A 24,200-nucleotide genomic window follows, 5' to 3' on the forward strand; every position below is an offset into this window, starting at 1 on the left:
ATTCAACATGATATTAATTTCCATTTCCGGATAAGTATAAATAGCCTGTTTTACTTACTGGTTCATTTAAATAGGTTGTATAAGTAATTACATAGAAATAAGTTCCGTCCGGTAATCCTTTTTGTTTTTTAACGGTTGCTCTTCCTTCAGAAATACCTCTGAAAGCAACCGCTTGATTGTCATAACCGTAAGCATCGTAAACTAAAACTCCCCAGCGATCATAAATTTGAACGTAAGCATTGTGATAACATTCAATTCCGTCTATTCTGAACATTTCATTTTTACCGTCACCATCCGGAGAGACGGCATTGTATACAATTATCTTACAAGCATTTAGAGGAAGGATTGTAGGGTCATTTTCGAAATTAGAATTATCATCAGAAAGGTCGGTTACCGTTAATCCGTCAGGACTTGCAGCTTCTGCAACTGCCTGGTTTTCGACGTTTCCAACATCAATATCATTGGCGGTTAAAACATAAGTACCAACAAATGTTGTTGTGTTTGTCTCGCCTTGTTTTAGGATAATTGGACCTCCGGTAATGCTAAGTCCGGGTTTAGGATCTTTGACAACAATATTTACCAAGACAACATTTCCGGTATTGGTTACACTAAAGTGATAGGTTATTGTTTCGCCAATTTCGGCATAACCATTTTTGTTTTCATCGTTAAATACGGCTGTTTTGATAATGGCGATTGCAGGTTTCACTGTTAAGTCAATAACTGTTGGATCATCATCTCCGGTTAAAGCAGGATCTGTACTGTCTGAAATATCTGTTACCGGATTTCCTGCAGGATCATCTCCAATCGCAAGCGCTGTATTAATAACTGCTCCGTTTGCCACATCAGCCACTGTTACGGTATATGATGCTGTAGCTGTTCCCGTTGCGCCTGGTGCCAATGTACCCGGAGTTACCGCAATTGAAGTAGTGGTTAACATTGGATCTGTTATCACGACATTGGTAAGAACAACGTTTCCTGTGTTTCTAACGGTGAAACTATAATTGATTACTGAACCTACTCCACCGCTTCCTGTTAACTGTCCGCCTTTTATTAAAGTAAGATCTTTAAATTGAATAATTGGTGTAACAGTTGGGTCATCATCGCCAATTAACGATGGATTATCACTATCTGATAAATCCTGAATTGCAGTTCCAACTAGAGGTTGTGCTGTAACCAATGCCTGATTTACCACAAATCCGGTGTTAATATCGGCTTGTGTTAATACATAAGTTCCGGTGTAACTGGTTACATTAAATTCGCCAACTGCCAGACTTATCGGGCTGCCTGTAATTGTGGCTTTTGGATCTGTAAGGGTTACGTTGTTTAAGTCTATTGATCCTGTATTTGTGATACGGAATGAATAACGAATTAATTCTCCCGGCTGTGCATAACCATCGCCATTTGTATCTGAGAAAACACCTCTTTTTAGTACTGAAACTGAGGGTTGAGAAACTGAAATTTTAATAACAGCCTGATCGCAATTTACAGCATTCAGGTTTTCGCAAATTTGATAAACAATGGTATAAATTCCTGAAGTTGTGCCTGCCGGAACGCTTACTAATCCGGTTGCTGTATTTAAAACCGGAACTGCTCCGCCTGAAATTGCATCTGCCTGAGCAACTACATTGATTTTGACCTGCGCTAATGTTGGCGAAGTATTATCCAATAAATCATTAGTTAAAACATTTACCACATTATTTGCTCCGTCTGCGCCATTTATTCCGGTTGCTGTATCGTCATTTGCAATAATTGGTCCTGAAATAACGGTTATTATAATATCAGCCTGACTGCAATTTGCTGCATTTAAATTTTCACAAATTTGATAGCTAATCGTATATGTTCCGCTTGGAGTTCCTGCAGGAACGCTTATATTTCCTGTTGCGATATCTAAAACCGGAACCGGGCCTGCATTAATTGGTGCTGCAGGAGTTACAATGCTAATCGTAATTTCTGATAGTTGTGCCGCTGCTCCATTCAAATTGTCATTTGTAATCGCATTTATTACATCGGCCTGACCGGTAAAACCATTTATATTTAAAATGGTATCGTTATTCGCTTCGATTGCCGTAGCCGTTACGGTAATAAATACGGTTGCGTCATCAAAATTTGAAGGATTTAAGTTCTCTGCAATTCTATATTGAATACGGTATAATCCTGCCGGTGTTTTTGGCGGAACGCTTACAATTCCGGTTGCAGGATCTAAAGATGGCAAGTTTGGATTTCCATTTATTGAATCTGCCGGTGCCAGAATTGTAATTGTAATTTGATTGATATTTATGGCAACTTTTGCTTTTTTAGCTTCTATTGATGAATCGTTGAAACTATCGTTATCCAGAACATTCAATAAATTTGCTGATCCTGTATAACCGTTTACATTTAACTCAACATCATTATTGGCAACAATTGAAGCTGCTGTAACCTCAACAACAATATTGGCTTCGCTGCAATTTACCGGGTTTAGTTTTTCGCAAATACTATAATAAATCGTATAAGTTCCGCCTGAAGTTTCTGCCGGAACATCTACACTTCCGGTTAAAGTATTTAAAGTCGGAACCGGGCTTCCCGCAACATAATCAGCCGGAGTTGCTGTATTTATTGAAGTTATATTGATTTGAGATAATTGAACGGCAGTTCCGTTTAGTAAATCGTTTGTAATTGCGTTTACAACATTTTCTGCACCAACATATCCGTTTACATTTGGTGCCGAATCATCTACAGCCAAAATTGGTGCTCCAGCAACGCTGATGAAAACTGTAGCATCATTGCAATTTATTGGGTTTAGTTTTTCACAAATATGATATTTAATCTCATAATTTCCTGCCGGAGTTCCTGCAAGAATACTTACTTTTCCGGTTAGAGGTTCTAAAACAGGAACTGGTCCACTATTAATTGACGTTGCCGGAACATCAACCGAAACATTTACCTGATTCAGGTTTGTGATAATTCCATTTAAAGTATCATTTGTTAAAACATCTATAGCATTATTTGTTGCCACATAACCATTTATATTGGCTAAAATATCATCATTAGCTTCTATTGCCGGAGCGTTTACTACAATTGTTATAATGGCAGTATCGTTGTTTAATAAAGTTGTCGCTTCTCTAAGCGTGTAAGTAATCGTATATGTACCCGCAGTTGTTCCCGCCGGAACACTAACAATACCGGTTGCAGCATCTAATGTAGGAACTGTACCTCCGCTTATTGGTGTTGCAGGAATAACATTGGTAATCAGAACATCTGACGGATTTACTAAAACTCCGTTTAAAGTATCATTATCCAAAGCATTAATTGCATTTGCTGTTCCAACAAAACCATTAATTCCGGTTGCATTATCATCAACGGCATCAATTGGCGCAGCAATAACCCTGATTCTGATAACTGCTTCATCACAATTTGTTGGATTTAATCTTCCGCAGATTTTATATCCAATAAAATATTCGCCTGCATGCGTGCCGGGAGGAACATCTACATTTCCTGTCAGTTCGTTTAGTACAGGAACTGAACCGTTAATAGAACTTGCCGGAGAAAGCAATGTTCCTTTAAAATCTAAGAAATCCATTGGCAATCCGTCCAGAGTATCATTATCATAAGCATTCAGTACATTATTTGCTCCCGTATTTCCGTTAATATTATCGACAGCATCATCATTTGCAACAATTGGTGCTACTACAACAAGAATAGTGATCGTTGCTTCATCACAATTTGCCGGATTTAATTTATCGCAGATTATATATTTAATTTGATATGTTCCTGCAGATGTACGCTTCGGAATGGACACTAATCCGGTTGCAGGAAGCAAGAATGGAACCGCGCCTCCGTCAATAGGAGTTGCAGGAGAAACGACAGTTCTAACGACCAAATTAATATCATTAAGAATTGCTCCGTCATATTTATCATTCACTGTAAAGGCATTTAATACTTCCGGAGCTCCAAGATATCCGTCAATGTTGGTAATTAAATCATCTTCTGCCACAATTTGTGGTCGGTCTACAATAACATAAATTGAAGCTTCACTACAATTTGCCGGATTTAATTTTTCGCAGATTTCATATCGAATGGTATATGTTCCTGAAGTTGTTAAAGGCGGCACATCTACATTTCCGGTAATCAGATTTATAAATGGTACATTTCCATTAATGGAAGCCGGAGGAGTTATTGTACCTAATGATCGAATATTAACCTGAGTGAAAGAAACCGGAACTCCGTTAAGTTCATCATTTGCTAAAGCATTGACAACATTATTTGCTCCGCGATATCCGTTAATCGTATTGGCAAAATCATCATTGGCTAAAATACTTGTTGCTAAAACCGTTACAGTAATATCAGCTTCACTGCAATTTGTTGGATTTAGTTTTTCGCAAATTCCGTAATGAATGACATAAGTTCCTGCCGAAGTTCCTGCCGGAATATCTACATTTCCTGTCAAAGCGCTTAACACCGGAACTGGATTTCCTGAAACATAATCAACCGGAGTTGCTGTTGCTATCGAAGTTATATTGATCTTAGTTAACTGAATATCTACTCCGTTTAATCTGTCATTTGTAATGGCATTTATAACATTATTTGCACCGGTAAATCCGTTAATATTATTTACCGAATCGTTATTGGCAATAATAGTTGGAGCTATAACTTCAATAGAAATATCAGCTTCACTGCAATTTGAAGGATTTAGGTTTTCGCAGATTCTGTAATGAATTACATAAGTTCCTGCCGAAGTTCCTGCCGGAACATCTACATTTCCTGTTGTTGTGTTTAAAACCGGAATTGGATTTCCTGAAACATAATCTACAGGATTTGTTGTGGTTAATGAACTAATTGTAATTTGAGATAACTGTGGTGTTACGCCGTTTAATAGGTCATTAGAAATTGCGTTGACCACATTTATTCCTCCAACAAAACCATTTATTGCACTTGCCGAATCATTGACTGCCAATATTGGCGCCTGAACCACAATGGTAATTGTCGCAGTATCATTATTGGTAATATTTGATATTTCGCTTAAGCGATATTGAATAGTATATGTTCCTGTTGAAGTTCCTGCCGGAATACTAACAATTCCTGTTGTTGGATCTAATATTGGAATTAAACCTCCGTTGATGGAAGTTGCCGGAACTATAACGGCGATCTGAACTTGGGACGGAATTACTGCAACTCCGTTTAACGTATCATTATCCAGTACATTTACTGCATTTGCTGTATTTACAGCTCCATCAAATGTTGTCGAAGGTATATCATCAACCGCATCGATAGGATTTGCAATTACGGTTAGGGTAATAACGGCATCATCGCAATTTGTCGGGTTCAGTTTATCGCAAATTTTATATACTATTTTATATTCGCCTTCATGTGTTCCTGCTGGAACATCTACGTTTCCTGTCAATAAATTCAACACTGGAACCGGTGCTCCGTTTATGGAACTTGCAGGCGTAATTAGTGTTCTGTTAATAGCGGCCAAAACTACTGCTGCTCCGTTTAGCGTATCATTAGCGTAAGCGTTTATAACATTGTTTGCGCCTGTGTAACCAACGATATTTCCTGCCGAATCATCATTTGCCACAATAACCGGAGCAATCACGATTATATTAATTACGGCTTCGTCGCAATTCGCCGGATTTAATTTGTCGCAGATTTTATATCTAATTTGATAGGCTCCTGCCGATGTACCCGCCGGAACGCTCACCAATCCTGTTGAAAGATTTAAAATTGGAACCAATCCTCCGTTTATTGGCGTTGCAGGACTTACAATTGTTGGTGTTACGAAACTAACATCTGTTAAAAGAACACCATTATAAGTATCATTATTTGTAAAAGCATTTAATACATTACTTGCTCCTGTATAACCATTTACGTTTGTAATGGTATCATCTTCGGCTACAATTACTGGTTGATTCACTACAATTACAATAGTTGCGGGGCTGCAATTGGATGGGTTTAATTTCTCGCAGATTTCATATTGAATGACATAGGTTCCTGCCGAAGTTCCTGCCGGAACATCTACATTTCCGGTTAACAAACCTAATACAGGAACGATTCCGTTTGTTGAAGTTACTGGCGGAGTTGTACTTATTGAATGAATATTAACCTGAAGTGCAGAAACTGCTGTTCCGTTAAGTTCATCATTAGTCAAAGCATTAACAACATTGTTTGCACCCAAATAGCCATTTATAGTATTGGCAAAATCATTGTCGGCATCTATAGTTGTGGCTGAGACATTTAGGGTAATATCAGCTTCACTGCAATTCGCCGGGTTCAATTTTTCGCAGATTCTGTAATGAATGACATAAGTTCCCGCCGAAGTTCCTGTCGGAATATCTACATTTCCGGTTAAAGTACTTAATGTCGGAATTGGATTTCCTGAAACATAATCAACCGGAGTTGCGGTGCTTACTGAAATTATATTGATTTTAGTTAACTGAATGTCTGCGCCGTTTAATCTGTCGTTTGTAATAGCGTTGATGACATTATTTGCACCAATATATCCGTTAATCGTATTTACTGAATCATTATTAGCAATAATACCTGGAGCTATAATATTGATTGTTATAGGTGCCGTGTCAAAATTGGCCAGATTTAAGTTTTCGCTTAAGCGATATTCAATTGTGTACGTTCCTGCAGAAGTTCCTGCCGGTACATTTACATTTCCTGTTAAAGGATCTAAAACCGGAATTGCACCGCCATTAATAGCGGTTGCCGGAACAATATTGCTAATCGTTACCTGTGAAGCAATTACTGCAACTCCGTTTAACGTATCATTTGTTAAAGCATTTACAACGTTATTTGCTCCTGTAAAGCCATTTATAGAACTTGCTAAATCATTGACAGCATCAATCTGTGCTCCAATTACATTAACGAAGATTATAGCATCGTTGCAATTTATTGGGTTTATTTTTTCGCAAATGCGATATTTAATTTCATAATCTCCTGCCGGAGTTCCTGCCGGAATACTGACAAATCCTGTTAAAGGTTCTAAAACCGGAACTTGCGCGCCGTTTATTGGAGTTGCAGCGGCATCAACCGTAATATTAACCATAGATATGTTAGTCGCAGCTCCGTTAAGCGTATCATTCAATAAAACATCAATCGCATTATTTGTCGTTACATATCCGTTGATATTTGCAATTGTATCGTCATTGGCTTCAATAATTGGAGCAGCAACCTCAACGGTTATAATCGCTGTATCATTATTGGATAAGTTTAATTTTTCGTTGAGCTGATAGGTAATAAAATAATTTCCGGCTGAAGTTCCCGCCGGTACGCTTACATTTCCTGTAAAGGCATTCAATACCGGAACCAAACCTCCGTTAATGGATGTCGCAGGAATAATATTGGTTATCGTAACTTCTGAAGGAAGCACCGCAGAACCGTTTAAAGTATCATTGTCTAAAGCATTTAAAGCATTTGCATCGCCAATAAATCCATTAATTGGAACAAATGCAGCATCATTAGCCGCATCAATAGGAGCCGAAATAACAGTAATGGTAATAATTGCATTATCACAATTTGTTGGATTAAGATTTTCGCAAATTCTGTACACAAATTTATATTCTCCCGCTGGTGTTCCTGCAGGAACGCTAACTAAACCAGTTGCGCTGTCAAATGTTGGTACCGGACCTCCGTTTATACCCGCCGGAGTTGAGATTACTGTTGTAGTAATTGTTGGAAGATTAAGAGTTCCTCCGTTTAATGAATCGTTATCATAAGCATTGATTACATCATTTGCCCCGGCATAACCATTTACATTTAAAGCAGTATCGTCATTAGCAGTAATTACCGGCGCAATTACATTAATGGTAATAATTGCATCATCACAATTACCCGGATTTAAATTCTCGCACAATTGATATTTTATCTGATATTGTCCGGCTGGCGTACCTGACGGAATCGTAACTCGTCCTGAAGCGATCAATAATTCCGGAACAGGAGCTCCGGGACTTTTAGGAGTCGCCGGCGCTATGATTGCAGAGGTTAAAATTCCTGCCAGATTTATATTAATAACCTGTCCGTTAAAAGTATCGGCTCCAGCCGGATTTGTATAGGCATTTATAACATTTATGGCTCCGTCGTAACCGTTTACATTATTTACTACATCGTCATTTGCTATTATTGGCGCAGGATCTACAACGATGGCAATACTGGCATCTGAGCAATTTGTTGGGTTTAATTTTTCGCAAATCGTATAGGTAATATAATACGTATCTGCAGGAGTTTCTTCAAGAACACTTACATTTCCGGTTGCGGTACTAAATACAGGTACATTTGCTCCTGTATACAACGGAGATGCCGCAGTATTTTGCTTAATTATAATATCTCCAAAATTTGCCGTTGTAATGGGTACGCCGTTTAAACTGTCATTTGTAGTTGCGTTTATAACATTCATCTGACCTAAATAGCCGTTAATATTTTCAGCTACATCATCATCTGCATCGATTACGGCAGTTCCTACCGGAATTACAATTCTGGCTATATCGCAATTCGTCAGATTTCCTATTTCGCAAATTCTATATTCGATTTCATAAAGTCCGCTTACGGTTCCGGCTGGCACATCAACATCTCCTGTAGCCGTATTTAAAACAGGAACTAATAAAACGGCTGGATCAATTGGCAATGCAGGATTTATGATAGAAATTTGAACATTTGAAGTTGTTGCCGGTAAACTCGCCAGTTTGTCATTTGTTAATGCGTTTATAACTGCCAAATGCTCAACAGAACCGTTTAATATAGCAGGAACAATATCAATTACAGCTTCAATTCCTGCTGTGGTTACCTGTATAGTTTCAGTTGTTGTAGAACAATTTGCAGGATTTGCATTTTCGCAAATGGTATACGTCAAAGTATAATTATCGGCAGGTGTTCCCGGTGCTACAGAAATCGTATTTGCAGCAGGATCAAAAGTCAAAAAGGTTGAAATAGAATTTATGGTTAATGTTACGTCTGCAGGATTCAGAATTACACCGTTTAACAAATCAGAATCTAAAATGGTTTGTGTTCCGGTATTTCCCCCCACATCACCTGATATGGAAGCAAAAGTTTCAGGAACAGCACAAATTCTATTAAAAATAGTAAAAGGTGTACTTGCGGAAATACAAGTAGTTAAACCCATTTTTCTAACAGCAATTTGTTTAACTCCCGGAGTAAGATTCGAAAAGATATTGCTCGCCTGAAAATTAACCCCGTCAATACTATATTCATATCCTGTTCCTAAATCAGGATTTGAAATCGCTATTATTCCAAAAGCATTATCACACGACGGCTGTTGCGTTACATCTCCCACAGGAGCTAACGGCGCATCAAAAACATTTAAAGTTACCTGATTCGAAATAGTCTGACAACCAGCCTGCGATTGCGAAATTAAAACCCTAAAATATCGGTTTCCCGAAGTTGCATAAGATGGTGTTGTATAAGAAGCTGTTGTGCCTCCGGTTCCGGCAGTTACATTGGTATAAGGCCCAGCCAGAACTGAAGCCGTCTGCCATTGATACAATATGGTACTAGAAGGAACATTTCCTGAAGCAACAACTGTAAAAGTATGAGTTGTGTTGATACAAATCTCAGCATCTGTTGGCTGTGTACTAATTAAAGGAGATTCGAAAACATCAACTTTAGCAGGATCAGAATTTACAACTCCACAACCAATACCCGAATCTGTTACCTCAAGTCTGTAAAAAGTATCTGCGGTTACAGAACCTGTCGTATAAGTTGTTGTATTAGCTCCTGAACCATCGGTTACGTTTGCCCAGCCTATTATTCCGTTTAATGATTTTTGCCATTGATACGTAAAATTTCCTGAACCGCTTGCTGCTCCGGATGTCAGCGTAAATGTTCCGCCTTCGCAAATATTTCCGCCTGTTGGCTGTATTGTTATAATTGGGTCCGGAATTACGGTTGCTTTTACAACATTTGTAATAAGCGTGCAAGTTGGATTTGATGATGTAATTACACAATGGAAATAAATAGTTGCTGTTAAATCTCCTGAAGTATAATTTGAGCTGGTTCCTCCTGTTCCGTCAGTTACATTTGTCCATGCTGTAACTCCATCAGAAGAACTTTGCCATTGATAACTAAATGATCCCGAACCATTATTTGCTGAAGCTAATGTTGAAACCGAAATCGTTCCTCCGATACAAACTGTTGGCGGAGTTACCGGCTGTGTAATTATACTCGGAATAATAACTGCTGCAATACTTGATGTAACGGGAATACAACCTGTTGTAGGATCTGAAACTACAACCTGATAAAAAGTGGTTTCGGTTAAATTTGGCGTTGTATAATTGGATGTATTTGCTCCGGCAATATCAGTATAAGGGCCTGCCAGAACAGTAGAACTTTTCCATTGATAAGTATAATTCCCTGAACCTCCGGCTGCAACAACATTTAAAGCTGCATTTGAACCGCTGCAAATATTTGTTTTTAATACCGGCTGCGTTACTATTGATACTGCTGATAAAACAGTTACTGTTGCTACCGCTGAACTGATTGTGGTACAGCCGTTTCCGCTTGCCGAAACATCTACTCTGTAATAGGTTGTCTGTGTTAAAGCCGGCGTTACATAAGTAGCTGAAGTTGCTCCGCCAATTGCAGTAAATGCTGTATTATTTAAACTGCTATACCATTGATACGTTAAACCTGGTGTACCATTTGTTGCTGTTACTGATAAAGTATGATTTCCGCCTGAACAAATCGTAGTTCCGTTTGGTTCTGCTGTAATTGCGGGATCAGGAACAACTGTTGCCGTGACTGTATTTGATGTTAAAGTACAATTTGTTGTTGATGACGTTATTAAACATCTAAACTGTGTTGTTATACTTAAAGCATCTGATGTAAAATTAGCTGTCGTTGCTGTTGGGTTTGTTTCATTCACAAAACCTGAACCTGAATCACTTTGCCATTGATAACTAAGCGCGCCTGCTCCTCCGTTTAACGAAGCGGTTACACTCACGCTTATCGTTCCGCCAACACAAATAGCTGCTGGTGTTATTGGCTGAGCAGTAATGGTTACCACATATACCGGAACTGCATTTGAATACGTTTCGCAGCCACTAGCCGATTGTCTGATTCTAACTCTGTAGAAAAAATTAGAGGTCAGTGCTCCGGTTGTATATGATGCTGTCGTTGCGCCGCTTCCGCCGGTTGTATTTGCCCAACCCGTTGTTCCGTTAGTTGATCTTTGCCATTGGTAGGTCAAAATTCCGCCTGACGGACCTCCTGAAGCTACAACTGACATGGTATGTGTATTTCCTGCACAAATCGTATTTCCTTCTGGTTGCGTTGTTATAACCGGATCCGGAATTACATCAACCAAAACACTATTTGAAGTAACCAAACCACAGCCGTTTCCTGTCGCCGAAACATCTGCTCTATAATACGTATCGGCGGTTAAAGCCGGAGTTGTATAGGTATTTAATGTTGCACCGGAAATCAAGGCAAAACTCACATTATCAGAACTGCTGTACCATTGATAATTTAAACCCGGAGTTCCGCCTGTTGCTGTAACCGATAAATTGAATGTTCCGCCAGTACAAACAATTCCACCATTTGGCTGAGCCGATATTGCAGGATCCGGAACAACATTCGCTGTTACAGCATTTGAAGTCAAAACACAATTGGTAGTCGATGAAGTTACCAAACATCTAAATTGTGTTGTCGTATTTAAAGGATCAGAAATAAAATTAGCCGTTGTCGCTGTCGGGTTGGTTTCATTCACAAAACCTGAACCTGAATCACTTTGCCATTGGTAACTCAATGTTCCGTTTCCTCCGTTTAACGAAGCGGTTATACTGATATTTACAATTCCGCCAATACAAACTGCAGCCGGAGTTGCTGGCTGTACTGTAATTGTAGTTACGTTTACTAAAGCAGGATCTGAAAAAGTTTCGCATCCGCTTCCGGATTGTGAAACTCTAGCTCTAAAATATAAACTTGACGTTAAAGCTGCCGTTGTATAAGTAGCTGTATTTGCGCCTGTTCCTCCGCTTACATTTGTCCAGCCGGAAGTTCCGTCTATAGAACTTTGCCATTGATACGTTACTGTTCCTGCGGCTGTATTTGTAGTTGTTCCCGCAACCGCCATCGTATGGGTATTTCCGGAACAAATCGTGTTTCCAACAGGTTGCGTAGTTACAACAGGATCTTGAATAATCGTTAATTTGGCAACATTACTGGTAACTTGAGTACAGGAGTTTGAAACATGAACTCTATAATAATATTCTCCGGGTGTTAAGGAACTATCGGATATAAATGATGAATTAGTTTGCCCCGAAATATCAGTCCAGCCTGTAATTCCGTTAGCTGAATTTTGCCATTGATAACTATACGGAGTCAAACTTCCTGACGGATTTGTATTTAAAGTTAAAGTTCCGCCTTCGCAAATGGTACTATCACTTGTTAAAGCAGAAGTTGTTAAATCGGATGGTTTTTCAAGATTTACCTCATCAGAATAATCAGAACAAGAACCATTGCTAATCGTCCATTTTAATCTTGTTGTTCCCGTTGAAATATTGGTAACCGTTGTATTAAAAGCGTTCGGACTTATTATAATCGCTGTATTTCCTGCATTCGAAACGAATGTCCATGTTCCAATTCCGGTCGCCGGATTATTTCCGCTTAAAGTAGCTGTTGTCGTATTACAAATAGTCTGATCAATTCCTGCATCTGCCAGCGGTGGTAATTCATTTATGGTTACCGTAACATTGCTGGAACTCGGCGGACAGGATTCACTTGTAATTGTCCAGGAGAAAATGTAAACTCCAGCTTCAGTTCCAAAAACATTTGTTGTTGGCGAATCCGGTGTTTCAAAAACCACAGTTGTTGGCCCTGAAATCTGTGTCCAGAGTCCTGTTCCAATTGCTGGTGTATTTCCGGCTAAAGCCAAAGGTTGAAATTCGCATAATACAATTGGAGTTCCCGCATTTGAAGTTGAAGGCAAAGGATCTACAACTACTGTCATATCATCAAAAAGTTCACACGTAAGATTTGTCGATGTCCAGCGTAAAACATAAGTTCCCGCACCATTTGGTGTAAATCCCGAAACGGGATTTGCAGCATCCGAAAATGTTCCTCCTGCAGGACCACTAAATTCTGACCATTCGCCAGTTCCAACCGTAATTGTATTTGCTGCCAAAGCAGCTGTTGCCGATTCGCAAATAGTTTGGTCCGGTCCTGCATTTGGCGTAGTCAAATCTGCCGTTACAATAACCTGAACATTATCTGTTGAAGGCGTACAGATTAAACCATTGCTAACAGTCCAGCTAAAAACATAAGTTCCTCCCGTTTGGGTTAAATTAGAAACTTGCGTGGTTGGCAAAATTTCCGAACTAAAAACAGCTGTCGTAGGTCCTGAAACCTGATCCCAATGTCCTGTTCCTACTGTTGGCAGCGTTGCAGCAAGTTCGGCAACAGATCCGCAAATAGTACTATTTGCTCCGGCATCTGCTGTTGAAGGCGAATCTGCATAAATCACACGAACCTGATCTGAACTTTTACAGCTTCCTGAACTAACCGTCCAATTAAAAACATAAATTCCAAAACCGGGATTACTATAAACAGCATTTGGATCATTGATATCCGAAAATGTTCCTACAGGCGGCCCGGCAAGAATTGTCCATTCTCCAACAGTTCCTGCATCCGGAGTTGTTGCCGCAAGCTGAATTTGCTGAATCGCTAAATCGGCACTGCATAAATTTTGATCCGGTCCCGCATTTGGCGGTGTTGACACGCTTCCGTTAATCGTAACCGTAATATCATCTGAAGATTGCGGACAAGATCCCTGTGCCGCAATAGTATATCTAAAAACATAAACGCCGGGAGTTAATCCTGTAACTGCAGCGCTATTGGTTCCTGTTGAAGTTATAGTGGGCGGAGTAACTCCTCCTGAAACATAAGTCCACGTTCCTGTACTTCCGTCATTTCCTGTCAAATACAAAGGTCCTTCCAAACAAGTCGCAAAATCTGAACCTGCTGCTGCAACTTCAGTTACTTTTACACTTATCTGATCTTTATTTGATGGGCAGTTTATTCCTGTATAGGTTGTCCATTCTAAAATATATTCTCCTGTTATTAATCCTGACAAAGTCGAAGTTGCAGATTTTGCATCGGAGAAAACAGGTGAATTTGGTCCGCTGATTAACGACCAGATCCCGCTTCCTGTTGCGGGCGGAGTTGCTCCAAGAATTACACTGCTTTGATTACAAACTACCTGATCCGGCCCGGCAATTGCAGGCGACGGAGTTTCATCAATATTTAATTGAACCGAATCTGATGAAGCCGCACAAACTCCTCTTGAAATGGTCCATTTATAAACCCATGAACCGGAAGTTAAACCTGTAATGGTAGTTGTTGGACTTGTTGGATTTGTAATAATTGGGCCATCTCCTCCGCTCACCAATTCCCATAAACCAGTTTCTCCGGCTGCAGGTGCATTTCCCGTTACAGTCGCTGTATTCGTACACAAACTCTGATCATTTCCTGCCTGAGCTGTAGTTATAGCTGGTGCAATTGTTATAGCAACAGTATCCTCTCCATTAGAACAGCCAACATTACTTACAGTCCATTTAAAAGCATAATCGTCATCGCTTAATCCCGTTACAGTAGTATTATATAAGGCTGGATCTGTAATTACAGCCGGTAATCCCGCAGTTTGCATCCATAATCCATTTCCGGGAGAAGGATCATTTGCTGCCAGTGTCACAACAGTTGTTCCGCTTGCAAGACATTGATTTGGTCCTGCTTCAGCATCTGCTCCTTGTGTATTATTGGTAACCACATCAACCGAATCTGCAGAAGAACCACAGCCGTTGGTTATTGTCCATGTAAAAGTATAAGTTGTGTTTTGCGCCAAACCATCTGCCGTACTATTGGGATCATTTATATTACTAAAAGTTATGCCGGCACTTGGAGATACTGTCCAGGTTCCGGTTTCTGTACTTAAAAAGGAGTTGCCTTGTAATTGAACTTTACTTCCAAAACAAACAGACTGATCATTTCCTGCCTGAGAAATTGTAGGAGTTGCACTGGAAACCAAAACTTCTGATGTACTTTGGGTTACATCACAGGCTTCTCCGCCGGAAATCGTCCATCTAAACACATATTTCCCGTTAACTAACGAAGATACTGCTGTAGTTGGCAAATTAATATTCGAAAAAATTGCGTTAGAAGGCCCTGAAACCTGCGACCATTTTCCTTTACCTTTAACAGCTATATTTCCGGCTAAAGTTGCAGATGTTGCATTACAAGGCAAAATTTGCATTGTTCCCGCACTTGAATTCGTTGGCTGTGCCGAAACAACTATCGAAACATCATCATAAATAGTTTCACATTGACTTCCCGGACTTGGCGCTTTAATTAATCTGATAATGTAAGTTCCTGAAAATTCTAATTGATTAACAACAATACTGCTTCCGGAAAAATTGACCAAAGCCGTAGGAAAAGATGGATATGGAGGATTCAGAAGCGGATTTACAATTGGTCCGTCAACTATTTGCCATTTCATTTGGCCGCTTCCGCTGGAAGTTACCGGAATCGTCGCAGAACTTTCGTTACAGCCTAATTTTTGATCAGGACCTCCGGAAACAGACATCATTTCTTCTAAAGAAACCGTATGTGTTGCGGTACTAATGCAATTTGTAGTACTGTTTGTCAAAGTATATAAAAAGCTGTAAACTCCCAAAGCTATCATTCCTGACACTACTGTTGTTGGTGAAGCAGGATTTTGAATTACCGCAGCAGGTCCGCCGGTTTGAGTCCATTGCACGGATTCATTTACATATAACGGAACCGTTCCTTGCAAAATTGTCGATGTACGTCCATCACAATAATACAATCTTTGACCTGTAACATCCGTAACATCTGCTGTTGGTGGCGGAACTGTAACTGTAACTTCGTCGGTTCCATTGGCGCAAGTTCCTGCAACAGTCCATTTAAAAACATAAGTTCCCTGAACTAATCCGTTTACATTGGTATTATTATCATTTGCATTAGTAAAAGTTGGTACGTTTGGTCCTGAAACAACCGTCCAGGTTCCTTGTTGCTGTCCTGGTGTACTTCCGCTATAACTGCCACTTAAATTTACATTTTGTGTAGCCGAATAACAATTAGAAAGCGTTATATCGCCACCGGCAGTAACAGGTTCTCTTCCTCCTAAAGTAGAAATAGTGACTTCATCAAAAGAGGTACAGCTTCCTGAAGCATTTGTAATTGACCATCTAAAAGTTGTTGAACCGGAATTATTTCCTGATACTGCAATAGGTGTGTTTGGTGCATTTGCATTGGTAAAACTAATTCCGCCGTTATTATTTCCTATCACGCTCCAGGTTCCGGTTTCTCCTGCTGCAACTGCATTTCCGTTTAAGGAATAAGTTCCCTGACAATACGTTTGATCAGCGCCCGCATTTGCAATTGTTAAAGGTGAGATCGTTATAACAACATCATCAAAAACTGTCGAACCATCTGCACATTGCGCTGTTAATCTAAAACCATATGAGTTCCCCGGAATAGCTCCTTTTACTAATGTCTGAGTTAAATTTGGATTTACGATTTGCACCGCCGGCCCTGAAATTTGTGTCCATATCGGATCTTGCAAAAAATCAGAACCTACATCTGAATTTGCAGTTCCTAACAGATAAAACTGATCTGGCGGTAAACTACCTGTCGCTCCACCCGGACAAATCGTATTATCAGCATTTGCATTTATCGTGCAATTTTGCGAAAATGTGTAAATTGGCAAAAGGAATATAATTGATAATAAAACTTTTTTTAAGGCTTTAAAATCATAGATAGCGTAAATTAACTTCATAAATTTTATATTTAAAATTTAAAAAATGAATTCTTTATTTATTTAAAACCAGATGTTTAAATAAACTAATATGTAAACAGGCAAATAAAAATTTAAAAAAAGCTTTTAATCAATTAAGTAGTTATTTATAGTATCATTGGGGAAATGACAATAAAATCAGGCAACAATAAAAAATTTATATAAAGTAAATAATGCATTTAGATACAATAAAACAGTTTACCTTGTAGAGACAAAATGCTGATTTAATGATGATTGGACTCCAAAATTATAAAAAAGCAGCGCCAAACATTCAAAAAACAGGTTTCATTTTATAGAATGAAACCTGTTTTTGTATGAACAAATAAAATTGCGAAGTAAAACACGGGCGATATAAAATATCAAATCGAAAACCAATGGTATTTGGCTGGCAAATTATTTTTTTGTTGCCTATTTAAAATCATTTCCTGGCTTTTTTGGACATGAGCGATTTATCGGCTATTCGTGCCGAAGGCTAAAGTGAGGGAGATAAAAAGAAATGCAATGCAGAAAAGATTGAAAGTATAATTGATAACATATTAACTCTCAAGAAAAAGATGTAAAAAAGCTGTAAATATTACTCTAAAAAGCTCATATTGTTTTTATTAAAGAAAAACATATTAATCATAAGCGAACTGGACAGAATTGCAACTTTGTCTTCATTATTCAAATAATTGCCCATAAAATTGACTTTATAACTATTTGCTGATCTGATGACATTTTTCATTGCACCGTTCCATTTTGTGTCAATTGTCCCTATTTGTTTTTCCGTAGCATCATAAACAATAAAATTTGGGCCTTTCCACGCATCACGTATTTCGGCAATGACTTTGTTAGAGGTATTTAGAACTTTAAATTCAGGTTTAAAAAGCTTTTTGCTAATGATGCCCACTTTTTCTTTTTTGGCATTTTCAACAACAATTTCAGATGTTAAAGACATGCTTTTTCGTGAAATAGAAGCTTCTAATTTGCCATTGGCATCTCTAATTTCAACAGAAAAAGGAAGGAAACTTTTACCAACTAACGATCTCAGTATTTTTTCTTTGAGCGTTAGTTTTTGTTTAATTATACCAATACGATCACACGTATTATTGTATATATGGTAGTATTCATGAAAACTATTTCTTTTATCGATGAAATAGCTGCTGGTTTCAAAGAAATCTGTATTCATAATTCGGTTTGTATTAATTAAAAAAGTATGCGGGTTATATTCTTAAATAATTTTAGAAGATTCCTTTTCTAATTACTTATACGATTTCTATTAAGGAATAGCAAGGCTTATACGATTTGATTTTTCAATTAGAAAAGAACAAATTTAATCTAAAATATTTATAATGGTGCTATTATAGGTTTGATTAAACCGTTGTAAATTTGCAACTCCTCACTTTGAATAGCTTATATAATTTTTTTTAAAATTTATATAATTTCTATCACCAACATGGGAATTATATAAACATTAAAACTTCAAATTTCAAGAAAACATGTTAACAACCAATGCACTGGATAAAACAGCGATTCTGTCTTCGTGCTCCGGATAATTTGCCGTAATATTTAAATTATAACGTGCCAATCCGTTTGTCTTTTTTATATCAATCGATCCTATTTGTTTTTGCGCCGAATCATAAACAATAAGATTAGCATCTTTTAATGCATCACGTATTTCTGCAATAATTTCGTTAGAAGAGTTTACTATTTTAAATTCGGATTTAAAAAGCTTTTTGGTAATTGCCCCTATTTTTTTCTTATACCCGTTTTTGACAATTATTTCAGAGACTAAGAAACTTGGTTTAGAGATTGATGCTTCCAGACCGCCATTTGCGCTTCTGATTTCAAGATAAAAGGGCAGTAGAGTTTTGCCTACTACAAATCTTAAAATTTTATGCGGTACGCTTGTTTTTTGTTTGATTAAACCAATACGCTCTCTTTTGTCATTATAGATATGATATTGATTACGAAAACTACTTCTTTTATCAACGAAGTAATTGCTTGTTTCGAAGAAATCTGATGCCATAATTTTACTTTAAATTAATTAAAAAATAGGTGGACGATCCACTCTTTTAAGTTAATTTGAAGATATCTTTTCTTTATTATGGCAGTTAAAAGATAAAATGATTTTTGCGTTGAAAGTAGCGTTTACAGAAAAGAGCATTTTCAATTTAAACTTGATTCAGTATTAGGGTTTTATAAATCGATGCACAAATTTGCACATATAAGTGATTAAATTTTTACACAATTTTAGATAAAGTTACATATTTTCAATATTATTATCAAATCTATTATATTTCATATAAGAAAAACCTTAAAAATAATTTATTTTTAAAACTTTAACAAACATTGCCAAAAATCTTTAATACAGAAAAGGCATCAAATTATCATCTAATTTAATGCCTTTACTAATAATATTAAATATATTTTACCAGCCTTTTACAGCACCGCCTTTAAACTCACGAATGGCTGCCTGCTCCACTTCCGGAGATTGAAAAGCTTTTACAAACTGTTGTATTTTTTCTTCGTTTTTATTGTCTTCACGGCTTACAATAAGATTTACATAAGGCGAATCTTTATCCTCAACAAACAAGGCATCACGTGAAGGAACCAATCCGGCTTGCGAAGCAAAAGTGTTATTGATAATTGCAATCGATACATTTTGATCGTCTAAAGCTCTTGGCAATTGGGGCGCCTCTAATTCTAAAATTTTAAGATTCTTCGGGTTCTCCATAATATCAGTCACTTTTGGCAGCAAACCAACACCGGCACGAAGTTTTAATAAACCATTTTTTTCTAAAAGCAACAAAGAACGGCCTCCGTTTGTTGGGTCGTTCGGAATAATAATCGTGCTTTCGTTTTTCAATTCCGAAATGTTTTTGATCTTTTTAGAATAAGCAGCAATTGGGTAAATAAAAGTTTTCCCGATGATGGCCAATTTATACCCGCGTTGTTTAGATTGTTCGTCTAAATAAGGTTTATGCTGAAACGCATTTACATCAATATCGCCCTGGCTTAAAGCCTCATTTGGAATCACATAATCATTAAAAGAAACCAATTCTACTTCAAGACCATATTTGTCTTTAGCCACTTTTTGAGCTGCTTGTGCAACCGCATATTCCGGTCCTGACGCAACGCCAACTTTTATATGATGTGGATCGTTGTTTTTACTTTTTCCGCAATTTGCCACAACAAGTGACAATGCAATAATTCCGGCTGTTTTTATGAAATTTATTTTCGTAATCATTATTCTATTTTTATAATTAATATTTATCTGTTGTATGTGTTTTTTAAGCTTTTCACGCAGATTTAAAAAGATTTAAGCTGATGAAAGCAGATTATTAAATTCAAATCTGCTTTAATCTGCCAAATCTGCGTTAAACAAAAAAATTATTTGCTTAAATACAACTTAGCGTCTTTGAGTCTTTGTGGCAAACTTATTCTATCTATGGTCAAATCGTTTCGATAAAGCGTCTCCTGCAAACTGAATCAGGAATACCAAAATAACCAGCAATGCCAATACAGCATTCATCGTTACGGCATCATAACCAATATAACCGTATTGATAGCCAACTTGCCCTAAACCACCGGCACCAACTGCCCCGCCCATTGCTGAATATCCAACAAGTGTAATTAATGTTATAGAGGCTGCATTTATTAAGGATGGCAAAGCTTCCGGAAGCAGTACTTTATAAACAATCTGAAACGGAGTTGCGCCCAAAGCTCTCGCTGCTTCGATTAATCCTGAAGGCAAACCCAAAAGGCTGTTCTCAACAAGACGGGCGATAAATGGCGCAGCGCCAATACTTAACGGAACTAACGCAGCACTAACACCAATAGAAGTTCCTACCAATGCGCGAGTAAACGGAATCATCCAAACAATTAATATAATAAACGGTATGGAACGGAAAATATTAACCAAAACCGATAAAGTTCTGTTTAAAACCGGTTGCGCTAATATTTGATTTTTTCGGGTAAGAAAAAGCAAAATACCAGTTGGAAGTCCCAATGCAAAACCAAAAAAGCCCGACACAAACGTCATAACAATGGTTTCCCAGGTTCCTTTTAATAATAAGTCAATAATGGATTCAGACATAACCTATAATTTCTGTTTTAATATGTTTTGAAATAAAATACTGGATTGCAGCTTCGTAATTTTCACGTTTTCCTGATAATTCAATAAGCATTACACCAAAATTGACATCGCCGGCCTGATCCATTTGTGCGCTTATAATCTTAAAATTAGTATCAAATAATCTCGAAACTTCTGAAATTACAGGTTCATTTACTGATTTTCCTGTCATTTCAAGTCTCAACAACGGATTTAATCCTTCGCCATCTTCTTTTTGCAATCTTTCCTGATACACTCGCGGAATATCAAGATGCAAGGATGATGCGATAAATTCTTTTGTTAATTCATGTTTCGGATCTGCAAAAATTTCGCCTACACTTCCCTGCTCTATCAATTTTCCGTGACTAATTACGGCCACTTCATCACAAATCGATTTTACAACTTCCATTTGGTGCGTGATTAACAAAATTGTGATATTCAAACGACGGTTAATATCTTTCAGTAAATTTAAAATCGATCGTGTCGTTGCCGGATCAAGCGCACTTGTCGCTTCGTCACACAAAAGTACTTTTGGATTATTTGCCAATGTTCTTGCAATTGCAACTCTTTGTTTTTGTCCTCCGGAAAGGCTTGCAGGATAATCGTTTGCTTTTTCGGCAAGTCCAACCAATTGCAGCAATTCTAAAACACGTGTATTAATATCAGATTTTGAAGCTCCGGTAAGTTCCAGTGGAAAAGCGATATTCTCAAAAACCGTACGCGACGAAAGCAAATTAAAATGCTGAAAAATCATTCCGATTTGTCTTCTTTCAATCGCCAATTGTGCATTTGATAATTGGATAAGGGATTTTCCGTCAACGATAATTTCTCCCGAAGTTGGTCTTTCCAAAAGATTTACACATCGAATCAATGTGCTTTTTCCGGCTCCTGAAGTTCCAATTACACCAAAGATTTTACCCGGTGGAACTTTAAGCGAAACATCAGATAAAGCAGAAATAATCCGGTTCTTCTGATGAAAATTCTTGGTTACATTTTTTAATTCAATCATTTTAATTCAAATTTAATTTGCCCTGAAAAGTCTCAAAAGAATAAAATTCAAATAAAAAAGCCTTTCAAATGATTATGAAAGGCTTTAGAAATAAATCATATTATTTTATATACCAGCCAGTTCACCCAATTTCATAGATACACGACAACACATTATGTTGCAGCTATAATAATTGGTATTCTGGTTCTTGTTTTTCATTGCTGCGGCAAATTTAAAGAGTTATTTTCAATTTTAACGCAAAAAACGGCAAAACTTTTATTATCCTATCAACGTAATAGGTTATTGTGGCCGAAATATTGACGAATATTCAGTAAAGGAATGATTTACCATTTCTTAAATGGCATTATTTTTTTATTCAGGAGCTATTTCCAGCCATAAGCTTGTATCTTTTCCTTGCTAAAGGAGCAAGAAAAAGGATACCGCTGCTGTCTGGGCTAGGGCAATCATTTTCAAAAGAAATTATAATGCAGAATTACTCGTACATTTCAGGAGTAATCACATATTCGGTTACAAACTCGCCCTTGAAATCAGTATAATTGTATTTTATAGTCACTTTATTATCCCTGAATGGTTTCATTTGAGGACTCATTTTTACGTTTTCTAAAATACCCGGAAAAACATATTTTTTTACTGTATCAATTTTAACTTCAGCTTTAGAAATTCCAACTAAAACATAATTATACTGAAAAGTTTTATTGGGTAAAGCAACAGCGTTTTTTAAAGTTGTGTTTTCATCAACAATCATCGGACAACTTTTATTCAATTCATTTGCAGCGTCAACTAATCGACTGTCAATAGAAGGTTTAAATAAAGATTGCGTAATAAAAAATACCACAATAAAACTAACCATAAACCCTATAAACGTTTTAAGATTAAACTTTCGTTCCGGTTTATTAGCTTTCTTTTCCTGGATTTCAGGAACTATATTTTCATTTTCATTAATAGGCAGTTTAAAACCACAAACCGAACAATATTTTGAATTTGCATCATTTTCTGCATTACAATTTGAACATATAGTTTTCATAATCTTGATTTCTATTTGATATTATTTAAAATTTAAGTTTTTGTTTCTTCGACTCGTATAAGCTTTCAAAATTGTAAAATTCTGAATTACAATTTTACTGTAGATTCTCTTTCGATAATATAAGTTGGCAATTCTACAAATTGATGTACAACGGGAATATGCTCTTTTATCTGGGCAATTTCATCAATTAAAATAGAAGCCGCACGATAACCTATATCATATCCGGGTTGATCGATTGTGGTTAATTTTGGAGAAATTACGGTACTCATAAACCAATTGCTAAATCCGAAAACGGCAACTTGTTCAGGGGTTTTTATTCCGTTATCATTAAAATATTTAATAATCCCGATAGCGACCAAATCTGTAACCGCAAAAACAGCATCAACATCCTGGTGTTCTTCTATTAGTTTTTGTGCGTTTTCATAACCGTCTTCAAAATCGGTATTGTGATCACAAACATATACTAAACTGGAATCGTATGGAATATTGTGATCTTCGAGCGCTTTTTTATAACCCAGAAAACGATCAATAGAATTTTGAGGAACATAAGATCCTCTAAAATGGGCAATTTTCTTAAAACCTTTTTCTATCAAATACGTAACCGCGTCATAAGCCGCTTTCATATCATTTATAACCACTTTTGAGCAATCTACCCTTTTGGCAATTTTATCAAATAAAACAACCGGCGTATTTTTTCGGATTGCTTCGTTTATATGCGAGAAATCATCTGTTTCGTTTGAAAGTGACATCAAAATACCGTCTACCCTTTTTTGCAATAATAAAGCAACTTGTTTTTTTTCGAGCTCATATTTTTCACTCGATTGAAGAATAATAACCAAATAACCTCTTTTTTCTGCTTCTTCTAAAATGCCATTTAATACACTCGAAAAAAAGTGGTGAACCGTAGCAGGAATAATAACGCCAATGGTTTTGGTTTCATTGGTTCTAAGGTTTACAGCCACAGAATTAGGCATATAATTCATTTTATCTGCCATTTCGATCACTTTTGCCCGTGTCGATTTACTAATATCTGTATATCCTTTTAAAGCTTTTGAAACCGTTGTGACCGAAATTCCTAATGCTGAGGCTATGTCTATTAATTTTGTGTCATTCATGAAATAAATATACTAAAAATAACTAGTTTCCCTAAAAAAATAAGTTCCGAAAACGTTTTAGGTGATTTCGAAAACGTTTTCGGTTAAAAATTCTTATATTCCATATAATTAGTTAGTTAAGTTTGACACAGATAACCACAATAAATACTAACTAA

8 protein-coding genes are annotated in these 24,200 nt (G+C 37.2%); all 8 read right to left on the bottom strand.

Annotation, left to right across the window (positions count from 1 at the left end; genetic code table 11):
• Window positions 1-13: 13 nt before the first annotated feature.
• On the bottom strand, window positions 14-16,786 hold the full coding sequence (locus ACZ0AH_RS13220; protein WP_463476264.1) for a DUF7507 domain-containing protein: 16,773 nt from the start codon (window positions 16,784-16,786) through the stop codon (window positions 14-16).
• 592 nt (window positions 16,787-17,378) lie between these two features.
• A complete protein-coding gene (locus ACZ0AH_RS13225) occupies window positions 17,379-17,972 on the bottom strand; it encodes a phospholipid scramblase-related protein (RefSeq protein WP_463476265.1) in 594 nt (197 codons plus the stop codon).
• A 300-nt stretch (window positions 17,973-18,272) separates the two neighbouring features.
• Complete coding sequence (locus tag ACZ0AH_RS13230) at window positions 18,273-18,812, bottom strand: hypothetical protein (RefSeq protein WP_463476266.1); 540 nt, start codon at window positions 18,810-18,812, stop codon at window positions 18,273-18,275.
• Between the two features lie 402 nt (window positions 18,813-19,214).
• On the bottom strand, window positions 19,215-20,033 hold the full coding sequence (gene metQ, locus ACZ0AH_RS13235) for a methionine ABC transporter substrate-binding lipoprotein MetQ (RefSeq protein ID WP_463476267.1): 819 nt from the start codon (window positions 20,031-20,033) through the stop codon (window positions 19,215-19,217).
• Window positions 20,034-20,228: 195 nt separating this feature from the next.
• Window positions 20,229-20,882 (bottom strand): methionine ABC transporter permease MetI, encoded by a 654-nt coding sequence (locus ACZ0AH_RS13240; RefSeq protein WP_463476268.1) that lies wholly within the window; start codon window positions 20,880-20,882, stop codon window positions 20,229-20,231.
• Window positions 20,875-21,906 carry a methionine ABC transporter ATP-binding protein MetN gene (metN, locus tag ACZ0AH_RS13245; RefSeq protein ID WP_463476269.1) on the bottom strand — a complete coding sequence of 344 codons (1,032 nt, stop codon included), beginning with the start codon at window positions 21,904-21,906 and terminating at the stop codon, window positions 20,875-20,877. The genes ACZ0AH_RS13240 and metN overlap by 8 nt, the downstream gene beginning before the upstream one ends.
• Before the next feature lie 472 nt (window positions 21,907-22,378).
• Window positions 22,379-22,930, bottom strand: coding sequence for a zinc-ribbon domain-containing protein (locus ACZ0AH_RS13250; protein WP_463476270.1), 552 nt, complete (start codon window positions 22,928-22,930; stop codon window positions 22,379-22,381).
• 86 nt (window positions 22,931-23,016) lie between these two features.
• The gene (locus ACZ0AH_RS13255) at window positions 23,017-24,045 is read right to left on the bottom strand and encodes a LacI family DNA-binding transcriptional regulator (RefSeq protein WP_463476271.1); all 1,029 of its coding nucleotides are present in this window, start codon (window positions 24,043-24,045) and stop codon (window positions 23,017-23,019) included.
• Window positions 24,046-24,200 lie beyond the last annotated feature (155 nt).

Source organism: Flavobacterium sp. AC105, assembly GCF_979258495.1.

Coding starts and splice junctions, on each gene's coding strand:
- ACZ0AH_RS13220 (WP_463476264.1), bottom strand. CDS start 16,786: ATGAAGTTAATTTACGCTATCTATGATTTTAAAGCCTTAAAAAAAGTT.
- ACZ0AH_RS13225 (WP_463476265.1), bottom strand. CDS start 17,972: ATGAATACAGATTTCTTTGAAACCAGCAGCTATTTCATCGATAAAAGA.
- ACZ0AH_RS13230 (WP_463476266.1), bottom strand. CDS start 18,812: ATGGCATCAGATTTCTTCGAAACAAGCAATTACTTCGTTGATAAAAGA.
- metQ (WP_463476267.1), bottom strand. CDS start 20,033: ATGATTACGAAAATAAATTTCATAAAAACAGCCGGAATTATTGCATTG.
- ACZ0AH_RS13240 (WP_463476268.1), bottom strand. CDS start 20,882: ATGTCTGAATCCATTATTGACTTATTATTAAAAGGAACCTGGGAAACC.
- metN (WP_463476269.1), bottom strand. CDS start 21,906: ATGATTGAATTAAAAAATGTAACCAAGAATTTTCATCAGAAGAACCGG.
- ACZ0AH_RS13250 (WP_463476270.1), bottom strand. CDS start 22,930: ATGAAAACTATATGTTCAAATTGTAATGCAGAAAATGATGCAAATTCA.
- ACZ0AH_RS13255 (WP_463476271.1), bottom strand. CDS start 24,045: ATGAATGACACAAAATTAATAGACATAGCCTCAGCATTAGGAATTTCG.